Genomic DNA, 13,294 nt, shown 5'->3' with positions numbered 1-13,294 from the left:
GACTCAGCACGGAAAACCATTGGCCGATTCCGGCCCCCAAATCACCCCAGCGGCAATAAGTTGCACGTAACCACCATCGCGGTGATGGGTTGTACACAACCGCCGACCTGGGCTCGTCTTTCTATTCTTCATTCGAGGGTCTTACGAAGAAATTCCGGACGAATCTGGGCCAAAAACGCTGCAAATCGTCTTTTTATTCTTCGTTACGCGCCCCAAAGAAGAAATTCAGGACGATCGCAGGTCAATGGCTGCACACAACCTATCCGCAAGGACACACAATCTATCCGATTTACCGCTCGGCCGGCGCCGGGCCCGCCTCAACCGCCTCAACCGCCACAGCATCCTCAGCAACCGGGCCCACCTCAGCCTCAGCCACCTCCACCGGAGCCGCCGCAACCTCACCAGCCGCCGCCCCGCCGGTCTTTTTCAGCTCGGCTTCGATCGTGTCCAACCGGGCGGGGATTTCCGCTACGGCCTTGGCCATTTCAATGAGGAGCTGTTCGGTGCGGTCGAGCTTCCCGGGAAGCTCCCCAACGGCCTTAGCCATATCCGGGATGAGTTTGAGTTTGCTTACCACGTAGTCCACAAAGGTGCGGCCTTCGGTTTGCGCCCAGCCGGAGAACCTCGGTTTGCCGTCCGACCATTCGGGCCCGACGAATTGGTCGAGTAGCCAGCGGGTCATTTTTTCCATGCGGGGTGCCTCCTCGGATGCTACGGGGTCTGCCGGTGTGCCATAGAACAGGGTTCTCAATTCTTCTTTGGTGCCGCGGAACGCATTGATGTCCACGCCGGAGGTGCCGCCGCGCCACGAACCGAACCTGGCTTCGGAGCTGTATTGCCACAAACTTGGCACCTGGCCGCCGAGCGGATAGGTCCATTGCCGGTGCTCGTTGCCAGGGTAAATGGCCTGCGCCGCGCCCGGTTGATTGCGCCCGTAGGCCGCCACCCAAAAGTGGCCGAATTCGTGGCTATCGGGCTCGCGGGGCGCGATCTTGCGTTCCCAATATGGAACGTATGAATAGCAGCCGATCACCCGCACCCCCGCCTGCTCAAACAAGCGTTTGCACTCACGGATATGATCCACATGGATCCCAGCGGGAGTTTCAACATCGATCCAGATGGGGCGTCGATAGTCACCCATCACCTCGATCGAAGCTTGAACCTGCGCCGAAATCGGACGTCCCTCGCTCGGGTTACGCAGGTAATGATAGGCCGCAGTAATCAATCCGGCGCTCTCAGCATCTTGCATATGCGATCGATACACACGATCGCGGTGGGTGCCATCCGTGGTCCGCACAATAGCAAAGTCCAGCCCCGCTTCCGCCGCGGCCAAACCCAAGTTCATACCGTTCTGGTGTTCAGATACGTCGACGCCAAAAATCGTCACTGCTGCTCCTTCCTTCGAAGCGTTCCCATTTTGCCCTCCGGTACCTGGAGTTTCTCCCGGATGCGGGCAACCGGCCAACCATGGCGCGGGGTCGATACGTCGGCCACCGTACGCACGTTCCCACACGGTAAGGTGCAGGTGCGGGCCCGTCGATCCGCCGTTGCTGCCCACATAGCCGATGAGCTGCCCGGCCGAAACCCAGTCCCCAGCCTTCAGCCCAGTAGCAAACGCGTTCCACATATGTCCGTATTCTGTGCAGCCGCCTCCTTCGCTAGCCGGATGATCGATCACGATCCACTGACCATAGCCCTGAGCAGCGCCAATAAACAGCACTTTGCCGCCCGCACAGGCGTAAAAGGAGGTGCCGTCGGGCGCCGCAAAGTCCAGCCCGTAGTGGAAGCCGCCGGCGCGCGGACCCCAGCCTGAAGAGATCGTGTAACTGTCTTTTTTCATCGGGTATTGCCTGGCCAAGTTCAACTCCTTCCGTCGCTTAAGCTGCGCATTTCGCGCCTGAGTCGGGGTGAGGGATTGCCGCGCATCTCCGGCTGTTTTTGAGCTCCGATGCGCCAATGCGGACGTCGCCGCCGGGCCGTTCCGCGTCGGGCGGGAACGCCTAGGTTTCCATGGTGTCACCCCCGAATATGAGCACAATAGACACCACGTAGTGTTTCCCTATCAATTCCGCGCGCGCCGTTGAGGCTGTCCCACGACCGCTCTCACGCAACACCAATCACTCATTAAACATTCGCCCCCGCTTATCGACGCCCCGGCCGCACCCTCTCCGGCACCCACCACGCCCGCGCGAGCCCCCATCACGATCTTTCAAATGTTCGATCCGCCCGCGATCCCGAACCAGCGCACACCCCCATATTCGAACTCCCGATCGCACACAGACAAGGCCCAACCACAAACCTGAAAGCCAGCCGCGCGCGGCCCAAGGATCGCCCAATAGATTTCCCGCCGTTGTTTCAGCCGATGCGCGCGGCCCGCATTCCATTTGCAATGATCACAACCTCCGCGATCTCGTGGATAAACACCACCGTAGCCAGGCCTAATACCCCGAATAACGCCAAGGGGAACAAGCCGATCACGATCGCCAACGCCATCCCAATATTGGTCAGCATGATCCGCCTACCACGCCGGGCATGCGCCAAGGCTAACGGTAATTGTCGCAGGTCGTGGCCGGTGAACGCGACGTCGGCACTCTCCACGGCGGCAGCAGTTCCGGTCGCGCCCATGGCTATCCCCACGGTCGCGGCGGCCAGGGCGGGGGCATCGTTGGTTCCGTCGCCCACCATCGCGGTGGGGCTTGCGGCCTGCAGATCCGCCACGCGGCGCGCCTTATCCGCCGGCAATTGCTCCGCAAATATTTGGGAAATCCCGGCCTGGCCCCCAAGCACCTGCGCGGTCTGCGCATTGTCGCCGGTCAGCATTACGGTAGCAATTCCTTGCGAATGCAACGCCGCCACCGTCTCGGCGACCTCTGGGCGCAATTCGTCGCGGATCCCGAGCAGCCCGGCCAAGCGATCGTCGATCTCCACTGCGATCACACTCATCCCATGATCCGCCATTTCCTCCGCTCGCTCCGCCGCGTCCGCCGCGCCGACCCACTGCACACTGCCCACCCTGGCGTTGCGCCCGTGGACCCGGCCTTGCAGCCCGAGGCCGGGAAGCTCCACCACCTCGCTGGCGGCGGGAATATCTTGGGCATGCGCTATCACGGCCGCCGCCAGCGGGTGTTGGCTTTGGACCTCTAAGGCGGCGGCGGTTGCGTACACCTGTTCGTAGCTGAAACCGGGGCACACATGGACGTCCACAATCTCGGGCGCGTTGCGCGTCAGGGTGCCCGTTTTATCAAAGGCCACCGTGGAAATCGTGCCCAGCTCTTCGAACGCAGCCCCGGACTTAATCACCACGCCGAGTTTGCTGGCGGCACCGATCGCGGAAATCACGGTGACCGGCACTGCGATGGCCAACGCGCACGGGGAGGCCGCCACCAGCACCACTAGGGCGCGTTCTATCCACACCCACGGCTGCCCGATAACCAGCCCGTACACTGCCAGCAATATCGCTACTATCAGCACCAATGGCACGAGTGGGCTGGCGATGCGGTCCGCGAGTCGCGCCCGCTGCCCCTTGTTCGCATGGGCCTGCTCCACGAGGCGAACGATCTGCGTGAGCGAATTATCCTTGCCCGGCGCGGTGGCGCGCACCGTGATCACTCCGGTGCCATTCACGGCCCCCGCAAGCACCGAATCACCGACCACGATTTCTACCGGAATGGATTCGCCCGTGATTGCGGAATTATCCACCCAAGATGTGCCGGACTCCACTTGGCCGTCGGTGGCCACCCGCTCCCCCGCCTGCACCAGCAGCAAATCGCCGACGCGGACCTCTGCCAGCGGGATCTCCTCGGTGGTCTCCTCCCCTGCGGCGGCATGCTCGCGGCGGATCACGCGGGCGCGTTCCGGCATGATCGATAACAATGCGCGCAACCCTCGGCGCGCGCGATCCATGGCTTTGTCCTCGAGGGTTTCCGAAATTGAGAACAAAAAAGCGAGCGCGGCGGCTTCGCCCACATGTCCTAATAGCACGGCGCCGATCGCGGCGATGGTCATCAGCAGCCCGACGCCGAGGCGATTGCGACCCCGCTGCCGCACCAGCCGGCGCACCGTCGACGGTACGAACGTATATGCGCCGCTGGCCAAGCCGAGCGCATAAGCCCAAATAGCGGGGCCACCGGCCCAATCCAGCACCAGCCCGAGCAGCCACAACGCCCCGGCCGTCACCGAGCAGGCCAGGTTGATGTCCCGCCACCAGGGATTGTGCTCAACCTCCGGCGCGCCGGTTGGAGGGGCCGCTGCCTCCGCACCGCAACCGCAACACTCGCTCATCTACAACTCCTTGGCGCTCGCGCTGATTCCCATGACGCGCAACTGTCTTTTGCACGTTTTAAAACTCAGGTTCTACTGATGAATGCGCCCTCATTTTAAGCAAATACTTGGCGCCAATGCCCCGTCTGTAGGTGCTTTTCCCACTATCCTTTTGCCTATGGCAATCACCAATCCGTCGGTCTCGTCGTACGGTTCCCTTGCGGACATGCTTGCGGACCCGCACCACACCCAGCCGACGAGCCTGCCAGCGTTGTACGAGATCACCCACCGCACCACCGAGGGGTTCGGAGATCGTAAGCGATAGCACCCCTACCGCCAGCAACAACCCTTCGTTAGAATTGGAGTTTTCCCATGTCAAAGGCAGAAACCGCCGTTATCATTCTCGCCGCCGGCGCGGGCACGCGCATGAAGTCGGCGATTCCGAAGATGCTGCATAGCGTCGTGGGGCGCACCATGTTAGGCCACGCGTTGCATGCCGCGGCGGGGGTGCAGCCGGCGCATCTGATCGCTGTGGTTGGCCACGGCCGTGACCAGGTGATTCCCGCCATCGAGGCCGAGGACCTCAGCGGCTACGGCGTTACCGAAACCCGCATCGCCGTGCAGGAGGAGCAGAACGGCACGGGCCACGCCCTGGCCTGCGGATTGGAGCAATTGCCCGCGGGTTTCACCGGCACCGTCCTGGTGACCACTTCGGATATCCCCATGCTGAATTCGGACACACTTAAGGCATTGCTCGCCGAGCACGATCGCAAGCCGCGCGCTGCTGTGACGGTGCTTACGGCGGGCGTCGATAATCCGTCCGGGTATGGGCGCATCGTACGTAATGCCGATGGCGAGGTGCTGCGGATCGTGGAAGAAAAGGACGCGACCGAGCACGAACGCGCCATCACAGAAATCAATTCCGGCGTATATGCGTTCGACGCGGAGCTGGTGCGCCATGCGGTGACGCAATTGGATACAGACAACGCTCAAGGCGAGTTTTACCTTACCGACGTCGTGGGCATCGCGCGCGACCACGACCGCAGCGTGCGTGGCCATAAGCTTGACGACGCCGCGCTGGTCGCCGGTGTCAACGACCGCGTGCAGCTCGCCGCGCTCAACGCCGAAATGAATCGTCGGATCTGCGAACAGCACATGCGTAATGGCGCAACTATTATCGATCCCCGCTCAACCTTTATCGATGCGGAGGTGACCATTGGCCAGGACGTGACCATCCACCCCGGCACCCAGCTGCACGGCAAGACCGTGATTGGCAATGGCAGCGAGATCGGGCCGGATTCCACGCTCACGGATATGGTTGTCGGCGAAAACGCCCGCGTGATCCGCACCCACGGTTTCGAATCTGTGATCGGAAACAATGCCGATATTGGGCCGTTTACCTATATCCGCCCAGGCACGGTCGTGGGCGAACACGGCAAGCTCGGCGGCTTTGTGGAGGTAAAAAAGGCAACCATCGGGTACGGCTCGAAAGTCCCCCATCTCACCTATGTGGGGGATGCGACGATCGGCGAGCATTCCAATATCGGCGCGTCGTCGGTTTTCGTCAACTACGACGGCGTTCATAAGCATCACACAACCATTGGAAGCCATGTGCGAACCGGTTCGGACACGATGTTTATTGCCCCAGTCAGTGTCGGTGATGGCGCGTATTCCGGAGCAGGTACAGTAATCAGGGAAGATGTTCCCCCCGGAGCGCTCGTTGTCTCCGGAGGACAACAGCGCAACATTGAAGGCTGGGTCCAACGTAAGCGTCCTGGTACCCCAGCCGCCGAAGCGGCAGCCCGGGCCTTGGGTGAAGCGGAGGCAACGACCACGGAAGGTTAGAGCAGACCGAACATGACTGCTAACTGGATTGACAACCAAAAGAACCTCATGCTGTTTTCGGGTCGTGCACACCCCGAACTCGGCACGGCGGTGGCCAAAGAGCTGGGCGTGGAGTTAACCCCCATGACAGCACGGGATTTTGCAAACGGTGAGATCTTCGTTCGCTTCGAAGAATCCGTCCGCGGTTCCGACGCCTTCGTGCTCCAATCCCACACCCAGCCTTTGAACAAATGGTTGATGGAGCAATTGCTGATGATCGACGCGCTCAAGCGGGGTTCCGCCAAGCGCATCACCGCGATCCTGCCGTTCTACCCGTACGCGCGCCAGGACAAGAAGCACCGCGGCCGCGAGCCGATTTCCGCCCGCCTCGTCGCGGACCTGCTGTACACGGCGGGTGCGGATCGCATCGTTTCCGTGGATTTGCACACCGACCAGATCCAAGGTTTTTTCGATGGCCCGGTCGATCACATGCACGCCATGCCGATCCTGACGGATTACATCAAGGCCAAGTACCAGTTGGACAATATTTGCGTGGTTTCGCCCGACGCCGGCCGCGTCAAGGTCGCCGAAAAGTGGGCGAACACGCTTGGCGACGCCCCGCTCGCATTCGTGCACAAGACGCGCAGCGTCGAGGTGGCCAATGAGATCGTTGCGAATCGCGTGGTCGGCGATGTCGCCGGCCGCACCTGCGTGCTTCTCGATGACATGATCGACACCGGCGGCACCATCGCCGGCGCCGTCGGGGTGCTGCGCGATGCCGGCGCCACGGACGTGATTATCGCCTGTACCCATGGTGTGTTCTCCGGCCCGGCACGCGAACGTTTGTCCGGCTGCGGCGCGCGCGAGGTAATCACCACGGACACGCTCCCGCAATCCACCGAAGGCTGGGAAAACCTCACGGTGCTTTCCATCGCCCCGCTATTGGCCAAGACCATCCATGAGATCTTTGCCAATGGTTCCGTCACCGATTTGTTCGAAGGCCAGGCTTAACCGCGTCGGCCTTGCCGACCTCGCCGAACTTCCTCCCCCACAACCGGGTGTGCTAGTATTTTCGAAGTCTCGGCGAGGGCCTGATCGGCCGTTATCGACGCGATTGTTTTCTTCACCTGCGAAGACTCGACGATGACCCGCGAGTTCTGCCGCAGGTTTTTCTGTGGCTGCTCTACAAGCTTTTACTTTTCTGCCACTTCAAGGAGAACAGCGTATGTCTCAGGCACTTGCTTTGTCTGCTACCCCCCGCACCGAGTTGGGCAAGGGCCCGTCCCGCCGCGCCCGCCGCGCCGGCCTGATCCCGGTTGTTATTTACGGCAAGGGTTTCGAACCCGCCCACGTCACCGTGAATCGCCTCGAGTTCACCGCCATCGTGCGCCACCACGGCCTGAACGCCGTGATCAATGTTGATATCGAGGGCACCAAGCAGCTCGCCATGATCAAGAGCGTTGATCAGAACGTGCTCACCCTGGAGATCGATCACGCCGACCTGCTCGCCATTCACCGCGGCGAAAAGGTTGAGGTTGAGGTTCCTGTCGTGTACACCGGCGAGCCGGCCCCCGGCACCATGATCATTCAGGACGCCGATACGATCCGCGTCGAGGCGGACGTGCTTTCGATTCCGGAAGAGATTTCCGTGTCCGTCGAGGGCGTCGAGGTGGGCACCCAGATCACCGCCGGCGATATCACCCTGCCCGAGGAGGTCACCCTGACCGACGATCCGGAGCTGCTGATCCTGAACGTCGTGTACCCGGAGACCGCCGACGAGCCCGTCGAGTCCGAGGAAGCTTCCGAGGGCGGCGAGCAGGAAGCGTCCGAGTCCTAAGCGTCCGCGCGCGCACCCCACACCTCCCCCGCTTTGCGACGCCGCGAGCGCGGGGAGGTTTTCGCATGCCCGTGCCGCAACGTGTGGGACAATATCCTGCGTGACTGAAGCGACCTCCCCGGATTCCCCGTTTTTGGTGGTGGGCCTTGGCAATCCCGGCCCCCGCTACGAAGCCACCCGCCACAATGTGGGCAAGATGGTGGTGGATGAATTAGCCGAACGCACCCACCCGATGCCGTCCACGTTTTCGATACACAAGAAGTCGAACACAGAGGCAATCGAAACCCGCTTCGGCGAGACCAAAGTGATTCTGGCAAAGCCCCGCAGCTTTATGAATCTCTCCGGTGGCCCGATCAAGGCCCTGGCGGGTTTCTTCCGCATCCCCGCCGACCGCATCATCGTGGTCCACGACGAGCTGGACCTGGATTTCGGGACAGTCCGCCTGAAATTCGGCGGGGGTGAAAACGGCCATAATGGCCTGAAATCCACATCCAAGGCGTTGGGCACCCGCGATTACTACCGGGCCCGCATCGGGGTGGGCCGCCCCCCGGGACGCCAAGACCCCGCCGATTATGTGTTGCGCCCGTTTTCCAACTCGGAGGCGGCGGATCTGGGGGCTATCTGCGCGACCGCCGCCGATGGCATCGAATTGCTGATCAGCCACGGTTTGGCCTACGCCCAGAACCAGATTCACACCCGCTGATTCACCATTTTCGCGCGTTCGCCAGGGCCTTGGCCAGGGCTTTATCGTCCAGCTTTAAGGCCCCGCTTTTGCGCAGCCGGTGAAGCACCACTGGGCAGGTTTTGCAGCGTTTTTTGGAGCGGCAGCACTTCTTTTTCCCGCCGTGCTCCACCCGTTTCCGCAACTTCACCATGTTCATGTGAGAAGCCTAACCTGACACTTTTACAACTTCCGAATTACACGCCGCAGGGTACCCTCACCTCCCCCAAACTATGCAGTCCGTACAATACAGACTAAGCTGTCTGCCATGACTAATCTTTGGGACCTCGCCGCCACGCTACGCAACAACCATCGCTACGTGGATCTCACACACTCATTCCACGCCGGACAACCCCGCTTCCACCTCCTTCCCGACGAGGAACGCAAAACCCTCTTTACCGTCGAAGAACACGGCTTCGCCATCACCCAATACAGCTTCGTGGGCCAATGGGGCACCCACGTGGACCCGCCGGTACACTTCGTGGCCGGCGCTCGCACCCTCGACGATATCGATGTCAAGCAAATGATCCTGCCGCTCGTCGTGTTGGACTTCTCCGCCGAAGCCGCCGCGGACGCCGATTTCACGCCGTCGATAAGCGACGTGGAAGCGTGGGAGGCGCGCCACGAACGTATCCCCGAAGGCGCATTCGTGGCGCTGCGCACCGACTGGTCTGAACGCTGGCCCAGCCCGGAAGCCATGGCAAATGCGGACGCGGACGGCGTGGCCCACTACCCCGGCTGGAACACCGAGGTGGTGCAATGGCTGATCGATGAGCGCGATATCACCGCGATCGGGCACGAAACCACCGACACCGACCAAGGATTCGTCGTTTCTGGCGGGTCGCTGCCTACCGAACTGTTGTTGCTACAGCACGACCGCTGGCAGATCGAACTCCTGGCAAACCTGAAACATGTCCCCGCCACCGGTGCCCTTATCGTGGCCACCTGGCCCAAGCCGCTCGAAGGCACCGGATTCCCCGCACGTGCGTTCGCGGTACTACCGGCCGATAATGAATAAAATTTCCCTGCCCTAGACTCGAACGAAATCCGGGGTAGCCGTGTATGCCGGTGGCGTTAAACTGCACGCTATGATCCCGCAACGCTTGAATACCTGGTGATCGCACACGTGGCTTGGTTAGGATTTCACCGTGCCGCATAGGGGTCCTCGTCGTATCACCAGCCTGCTTTTCACCCTCGCCGCGCTCGTGTTCACGGCTCTCCCGCCCGCAGCGGCACACACCGCCGAATCCCTGTTCCGCAGCATCCGTGCCCCGGGGGTGGCCATTATCCACTTCAGCGACAAGGGGATTTCGCGGGAATACTACTTCGGCACGGATGGCGACGGCTCCGCCATCACCCGCGACACCGTGTTCACTTGGGGATCCCTGTCCGCCTCACTTACCGCGGCGACAGCGCTGGAATTGCACCACCAGGGCGAGCTCAATGTGCGCACCCCCGTCGCTGAGCTATTACCCCAGCTTGAGGGGTCGCAACTGGACCGCAATAAGGTGACCGTGACACACCTGATCCACCATACCGCGGGGCTTCCCACCAACCTTGAGCGCGGCCAGCCGACCACACAAGGGCTCGTCGATGCGACGGCGCAGCTAACGGACCTGCCCACACCCGGAACGCACAGCTATTCGAATGTGGGATATTCGCTCCTACAGGCGATTATCGAGGACACAACTGGGCAGCCCATCAACGCCGCGCTCAACAACACCGTCGGCGAGTCCAGCCAAGCCGGGCCCATCATCGCCGACCTGAAAGCCTTTCAAAAGCGGGTACCCAAGGGCCACCAACGGCTATTCCACAGCCACCTCCCCGTCCGTGTCGAACCTTGGCAAAGCGCCATTGGTGCCGCATTTCTCGCCGGCTCCTGCGAACAATTTGCACACTATGGAACCTGGCAATTGCGGCAACATCGCACACATAACACCCCCAGCGATTTCGAACGAGCGATGGTTTCCAGCACCAAAAAATACGGACCCGGCCTGTACTACGAAACCGCCCAGAAACGCGACGGAACGGAAACCCAATACATCTACCATACCGGCAGCGTATGGGGCTATAGCTCGTACCTGGGCTTCGTCCCCGAAGACAACCGCGGGCTAATCATTTTGACCAATGAATATGGGCTGCGCACACAATACGACGAGCACCGCCGCAACGAGATCCACACCTATATCAACGCATATTTCCAATTCAACAAAAATGAACGAGCCTCAATCTTTCCCACCGATATTGTGGTACTGAGCGTCGAGACCCTTATCGTGCTCCTATTGCTGGCCGGCATCGTGCGCAGCACATTAAAGTTCCGCACCCCCAACCCACCTAGCGACGCCCGCGACGCCTTTAAGCGCACCACCGTCCCACTGCTTCTCGGAATCGGAGGTGCGCTCACGATCTATTACGGCACCCCAATAGTCACGGATTGCAATTGCGACGAACTCAGCGTCGGGGCCCCAGACATCGCCGGACTGTTTTGGACCATTTTGGTGCAAATCCACGTGCTCACCGGAATTGTAGTCCTCCGTGAAACGCTTTGGTCGCGCACTTGTCGCGGCGCCGATAAGCAATGAATCGGTACAGTTAAAACACGAACGTATCCAGGAATCTTCGCGCACGTTCGGTATTCGGCTGCGTAAAGAACGCCTCTGGGTCACCGATCTCAACAATGCGGCCAGCATCCATAAACACCACCCTGTTGGACACCGCGCGCGCAAAAGACATCTCATGGGTGACCACCAACATGGTCATACCATCGCGGGCGAGATCCATCACAACATCGAGGACTTCGCGCACAATTTCGGGATCGAGGGACGCGGTGATTTCATCAAGCAGCAGGGCTTTCGGTTCCATCATCAACGCCCGAACGATAGCCACACGCTGCTTCTGACCGCCAGACAGTTCGCGCGGCATAGCATCGGCCTTTTCTTCGAGACCGACACGGGCCAGCAGTGCACGCGCCTGAGCCTCCGCTTGGCGGAGGTCCGCGCGCTTGACCACCTTCGGGCCAAGGAGCAGATTTTTCATTACCGTGAGATGCGGAAATAGCTCATAGTTTTGAAAGACCATACCCACTTGGGTTCGAACGTCTTTCCACTTGGTTTTGCCGTCCGTAATCACGGTGCCATCGAGGGTAATAGCACCGCCCTGAATGTCCTCCAGCCCGTTAATGGTCTTCAGTAGGGTGGATTTCCCGCAGCCGGAGGGGCCGACGATCGCAATAACCTCCCCAGGGGCGACATCAAGGCTGATCTGGTGCAGCGCTTGAAACCCGCCCGGGTAGATTTTATCCACCTTATCCAGCGAAATCAGTGATGTGGTCATTGCAGCTGCCACCTTCTTTCCAGCTTTCGGGAAGCCAACGAGATTGGGAAACACACGAGGAAGTAAAGCAAGAACACCACGCCGTAAATCCACAGCGCGGCACCCGGATATTCGAACCTATTTGCGTCGATGATTTGTTGCGCCACCTTGAGCACCTCGACCACGCCGATCAGCACGACCAGCGAGGTAGTCATGATCATACGATTGGTCAAATTAATGGTCAGCGGCACAAGACCGCGCACCGCCTGCGGCAGCACCACGTGGCGATACAGCTCTGCGCCTTCAATGCCAAGGGCCAGCGCGCTTACGTACTGGTGTTTGGGTACCGCATTGATCGCTCCGCGCACCAGATCGCCCATTTCGGCGGTGCCCCACAGGGTAAACACGATAATGGCGGCGAGCTTGGCGTCGAGGTTAATGCCAAAGCCGCGCGTGAGATCGAAGTACACCAGGAACAGCAGCACCAGCTGCGGCATGATGCGGACGAATTGCAAATACGCCTGCGTCACTACGAACACAGTTTTGCTTTTCGACGTCATGACCACGCCCAACAAAGTACCGAAGACGATGGACAAACCCATCGACCCCAACGCAATCTGCACGGACACCCACAGGCCGGACAGGAGCCGAAACAGATTATTGCCCAGGAACAGCACCTCAAGATCCGAAAACATGTCCGCGCACCTTTCGTTCCAACACGCCTGCGAACAGGGAGATCGGCAGCAGAATGATCAGGTAGAAAGTGACCAATAGCAACAGTGCCTCACGGGTCTCATACACTTGCCCCATCTGCTCCTTGGCCACGAACACCAGTTCTGGCAGCGCGACGACGCCAACCACCGAGGTCTCCTTGATCAGGAAGATCACGTTCGCGGTAAGCGCCGGAAGGGCGATGGCGAAGGCCTGCGGGACGATCACATGACGCAGCGCCTCCATGCGGGAAAGCCCCAGGCTCAAGGCAGATTGCATTTGGATCTCGGCGACCGACTCCAGCCCAGAGCGGATCGCCTCCGCCATATAGCTACCGCCAAGGAACGCCAAGCCAACCACCGCACAAGTTTCCGAACTCATCACAATACCCAACTTGGGCAAACCGAAATACAGGAAAAACAACTGCACCAGCAACGGCGTATTGCGCGAAAGTTCGATATAACCCGCAACTATTTGACGGAGCAGCGGGACCTTAAAGTGCGCAATCGCGGCACACACAAAACCAACAATTAATGCCAACAAAATGCCTTGAGCGGCAACCCTCACGGTGAGAATTGCCGCCTCGGCGTAGACAGGCAAACTGTCAACAACTACGGAAAAGTCCATGG

Annotated in this window: 13 protein-coding genes; 7 read left to right on the top strand and 6 right to left on the bottom strand. The window is 60.4% G+C overall.

What is annotated here, in order from left to right:
• Nucleotides 1–289: 289 nt before the first annotated feature.
• On the bottom strand, nt 290–1,840 hold the full coding sequence (locus CCANI_RS04435; RefSeq protein ID WP_186750331.1) for a peptidoglycan DD-metalloendopeptidase family protein: 1,551 nt from the start codon (nt 1,838–1,840) through the stop codon (nt 290–292).
• A gap of 515 nt (nt 1,841–2,355) precedes the next feature.
• Nucleotides 2,356–4,281 carry a heavy metal translocating P-type ATPase gene (locus CCANI_RS04430; RefSeq protein WP_146324936.1) on the bottom strand — a complete coding sequence of 642 codons (1,926 nt, stop codon included), beginning with the start codon at nt 4,279–4,281 and terminating at the stop codon, nt 2,356–2,358.
• 157 nt (nt 4,282–4,438) lie between these two features.
• Here CCANI_RS04430 and CCANI_RS04425 point away from each other — a divergent pair, with 157 nt between their 5' ends.
• The 5 genes from CCANI_RS04425 to pth all read left to right on the top strand — a co-directional run bounded on the left by CCANI_RS04425 (nt 4,439) and on the right by pth (nt 8,624).
• The gene (locus CCANI_RS04425) at nt 4,439–4,585 is read left to right on the top strand and encodes a hypothetical protein (RefSeq protein WP_186750325.1); all 147 of its coding nucleotides are present in this window, start codon (nt 4,439–4,441) and stop codon (nt 4,583–4,585) included.
• A 47-nt stretch (nt 4,586–4,632) separates the two neighbouring features.
• Nucleotides 4,633–6,105, top strand: coding sequence for a bifunctional UDP-N-acetylglucosamine diphosphorylase/glucosamine-1-phosphate N-acetyltransferase GlmU (gene glmU / locus CCANI_RS04420; RefSeq protein ID WP_146324934.1), 1,473 nt, complete (start codon nt 4,633–4,635; stop codon nt 6,103–6,105).
• A 12-nt stretch (nt 6,106–6,117) separates the two neighbouring features.
• Nucleotides 6,118–7,095, top strand: coding sequence for a ribose-phosphate diphosphokinase (locus CCANI_RS04415; protein ID WP_146324932.1), 978 nt, complete (start codon nt 6,118–6,120; stop codon nt 7,093–7,095).
• A gap of 214 nt (nt 7,096–7,309) precedes the next feature.
• On the top strand, nt 7,310–7,921 hold the full coding sequence (locus CCANI_RS04410; RefSeq protein WP_146324930.1) for a 50S ribosomal protein L25/general stress protein Ctc: 612 nt from the start codon (nt 7,310–7,312) through the stop codon (nt 7,919–7,921).
• Between the two features lie 100 nt (nt 7,922–8,021).
• Complete coding sequence (gene pth / locus CCANI_RS04405) at nt 8,022–8,624, top strand: aminoacyl-tRNA hydrolase (RefSeq protein ID WP_146324928.1); 603 nt, start codon at nt 8,022–8,024, stop codon at nt 8,622–8,624.
• Nucleotide 8,625: 1 nt separating this feature from the next.
• Here the strand turns inward: pth and CCANI_RS04400 are convergent, their stop codons facing one another.
• Nucleotides 8,626–8,802 carry a hypothetical protein gene (locus CCANI_RS04400; protein WP_186750323.1) on the bottom strand — a complete coding sequence of 59 codons (177 nt, stop codon included), beginning with the start codon at nt 8,800–8,802 and terminating at the stop codon, nt 8,626–8,628.
• A 108-nt stretch (nt 8,803–8,910) separates the two neighbouring features.
• Here CCANI_RS04400 and CCANI_RS04395 point away from each other — a divergent pair, with 108 nt between their 5' ends.
• Both CCANI_RS04395 and CCANI_RS04390 read left to right on the top strand, forming a co-directional pair.
• On the top strand, nt 8,911–9,660 hold the full coding sequence (locus CCANI_RS04395; protein ID WP_146324926.1) for a cyclase family protein: 750 nt from the start codon (nt 8,911–8,913) through the stop codon (nt 9,658–9,660).
• A 130-nt stretch (nt 9,661–9,790) separates the two neighbouring features.
• Nucleotides 9,791–11,224 (top strand): serine hydrolase domain-containing protein, encoded by a 1,434-nt coding sequence (locus tag CCANI_RS04390; protein ID WP_146324924.1) that lies wholly within the window; start codon nt 9,791–9,793, stop codon nt 11,222–11,224.
• Nucleotides 11,225–11,234: 10 nt separating this feature from the next.
• On the opposite strand, the gene CCANI_RS04385 is transcribed toward CCANI_RS04390, so the two are convergent.
• From CCANI_RS04385 to CCANI_RS04375, 3 genes are read right to left on the bottom strand one after another with little or no spacing between them, the layout of a single operon-like run.
• Nucleotides 11,235–11,975, bottom strand: coding sequence for an amino acid ABC transporter ATP-binding protein (locus CCANI_RS04385; RefSeq protein ID WP_146324922.1), 741 nt, complete (start codon nt 11,973–11,975; stop codon nt 11,235–11,237).
• Nucleotides 11,972–12,649, bottom strand: a complete 678-nt coding sequence (locus tag CCANI_RS04380; protein WP_146324921.1) for an amino acid ABC transporter permease — start codon at nt 12,647–12,649, stop codon at nt 11,972–11,974. The genes CCANI_RS04385 and CCANI_RS04380 overlap by 4 nt, the downstream gene beginning before the upstream one ends.
• Entirely contained in the window at nt 12,633–13,292 is a 660-nt protein-coding gene (locus CCANI_RS04375; RefSeq protein ID WP_146324919.1) for an amino acid ABC transporter permease, read from the bottom strand. Before CCANI_RS04375 ends, CCANI_RS04380 begins: the two co-directional genes overlap by 17 nt.
• Nucleotides 13,293–13,294: the final 2 nt, after the last annotated feature.

Origin of the sequence: Corynebacterium canis (assembly GCF_030408595.1) — a bacterium.
Taxonomy (GTDB): Bacteria; Actinomycetota; Actinomycetes; order Mycobacteriales; family Mycobacteriaceae; genus Corynebacterium; species Corynebacterium canis.
This window is presented reverse-complemented; position numbering and strand designations above follow the sequence as displayed.

Excerpts from the sequence above, each read along its gene's own strand:
- CCANI_RS04425 (WP_186750325.1), top strand. The coding sequence starts at position 4,439 with ATGGCAATCACCAATCCGTCGGTCTCGTCGTACGGTTCCCTTGCGGAC.
- CCANI_RS04385 (WP_146324922.1), bottom strand. The coding sequence starts at position 11,975 with ATGACCACATCACTGATTTCGCTGGATAAGGTGGATAAAATCTACCCG.
- CCANI_RS04400 (WP_186750323.1), bottom strand. The coding sequence starts at position 8,802 with ATGAACATGGTGAAGTTGCGGAAACGGGTGGAGCACGGCGGGAAAAAG.
- CCANI_RS04430 (WP_146324936.1), bottom strand. The coding sequence starts at position 4,281 with ATGAGCGAGTGTTGCGGTTGCGGTGCGGAGGCAGCGGCCCCTCCAACC.
- CCANI_RS04375 (WP_146324919.1), bottom strand. The coding sequence starts at position 13,292 with ATGGACTTTTCCGTAGTTGTTGACAGTTTGCCTGTCTACGCCGAGGCG.
- glmU (WP_146324934.1), top strand. The coding sequence starts at position 4,633 with ATGTCAAAGGCAGAAACCGCCGTTATCATTCTCGCCGCCGGCGCGGGC.
- CCANI_RS04410 (WP_146324930.1), top strand. The coding sequence starts at position 7,310 with ATGTCTCAGGCACTTGCTTTGTCTGCTACCCCCCGCACCGAGTTGGGC.
- CCANI_RS04435 (WP_186750331.1), bottom strand. The coding sequence starts at position 1,840 with ATGAAAAAAGACAGTTACACGATCTCTTCAGGCTGGGGTCCGCGCGCC.
- CCANI_RS04380 (WP_146324921.1), bottom strand. The coding sequence starts at position 12,649 with ATGTTTTCGGATCTTGAGGTGCTGTTCCTGGGCAATAATCTGTTTCGG.
- CCANI_RS04415 (WP_146324932.1), top strand. The coding sequence starts at position 6,118 with ATGACTGCTAACTGGATTGACAACCAAAAGAACCTCATGCTGTTTTCG.
- CCANI_RS04395 (WP_146324926.1), top strand. The coding sequence starts at position 8,911 with ATGACTAATCTTTGGGACCTCGCCGCCACGCTACGCAACAACCATCGC.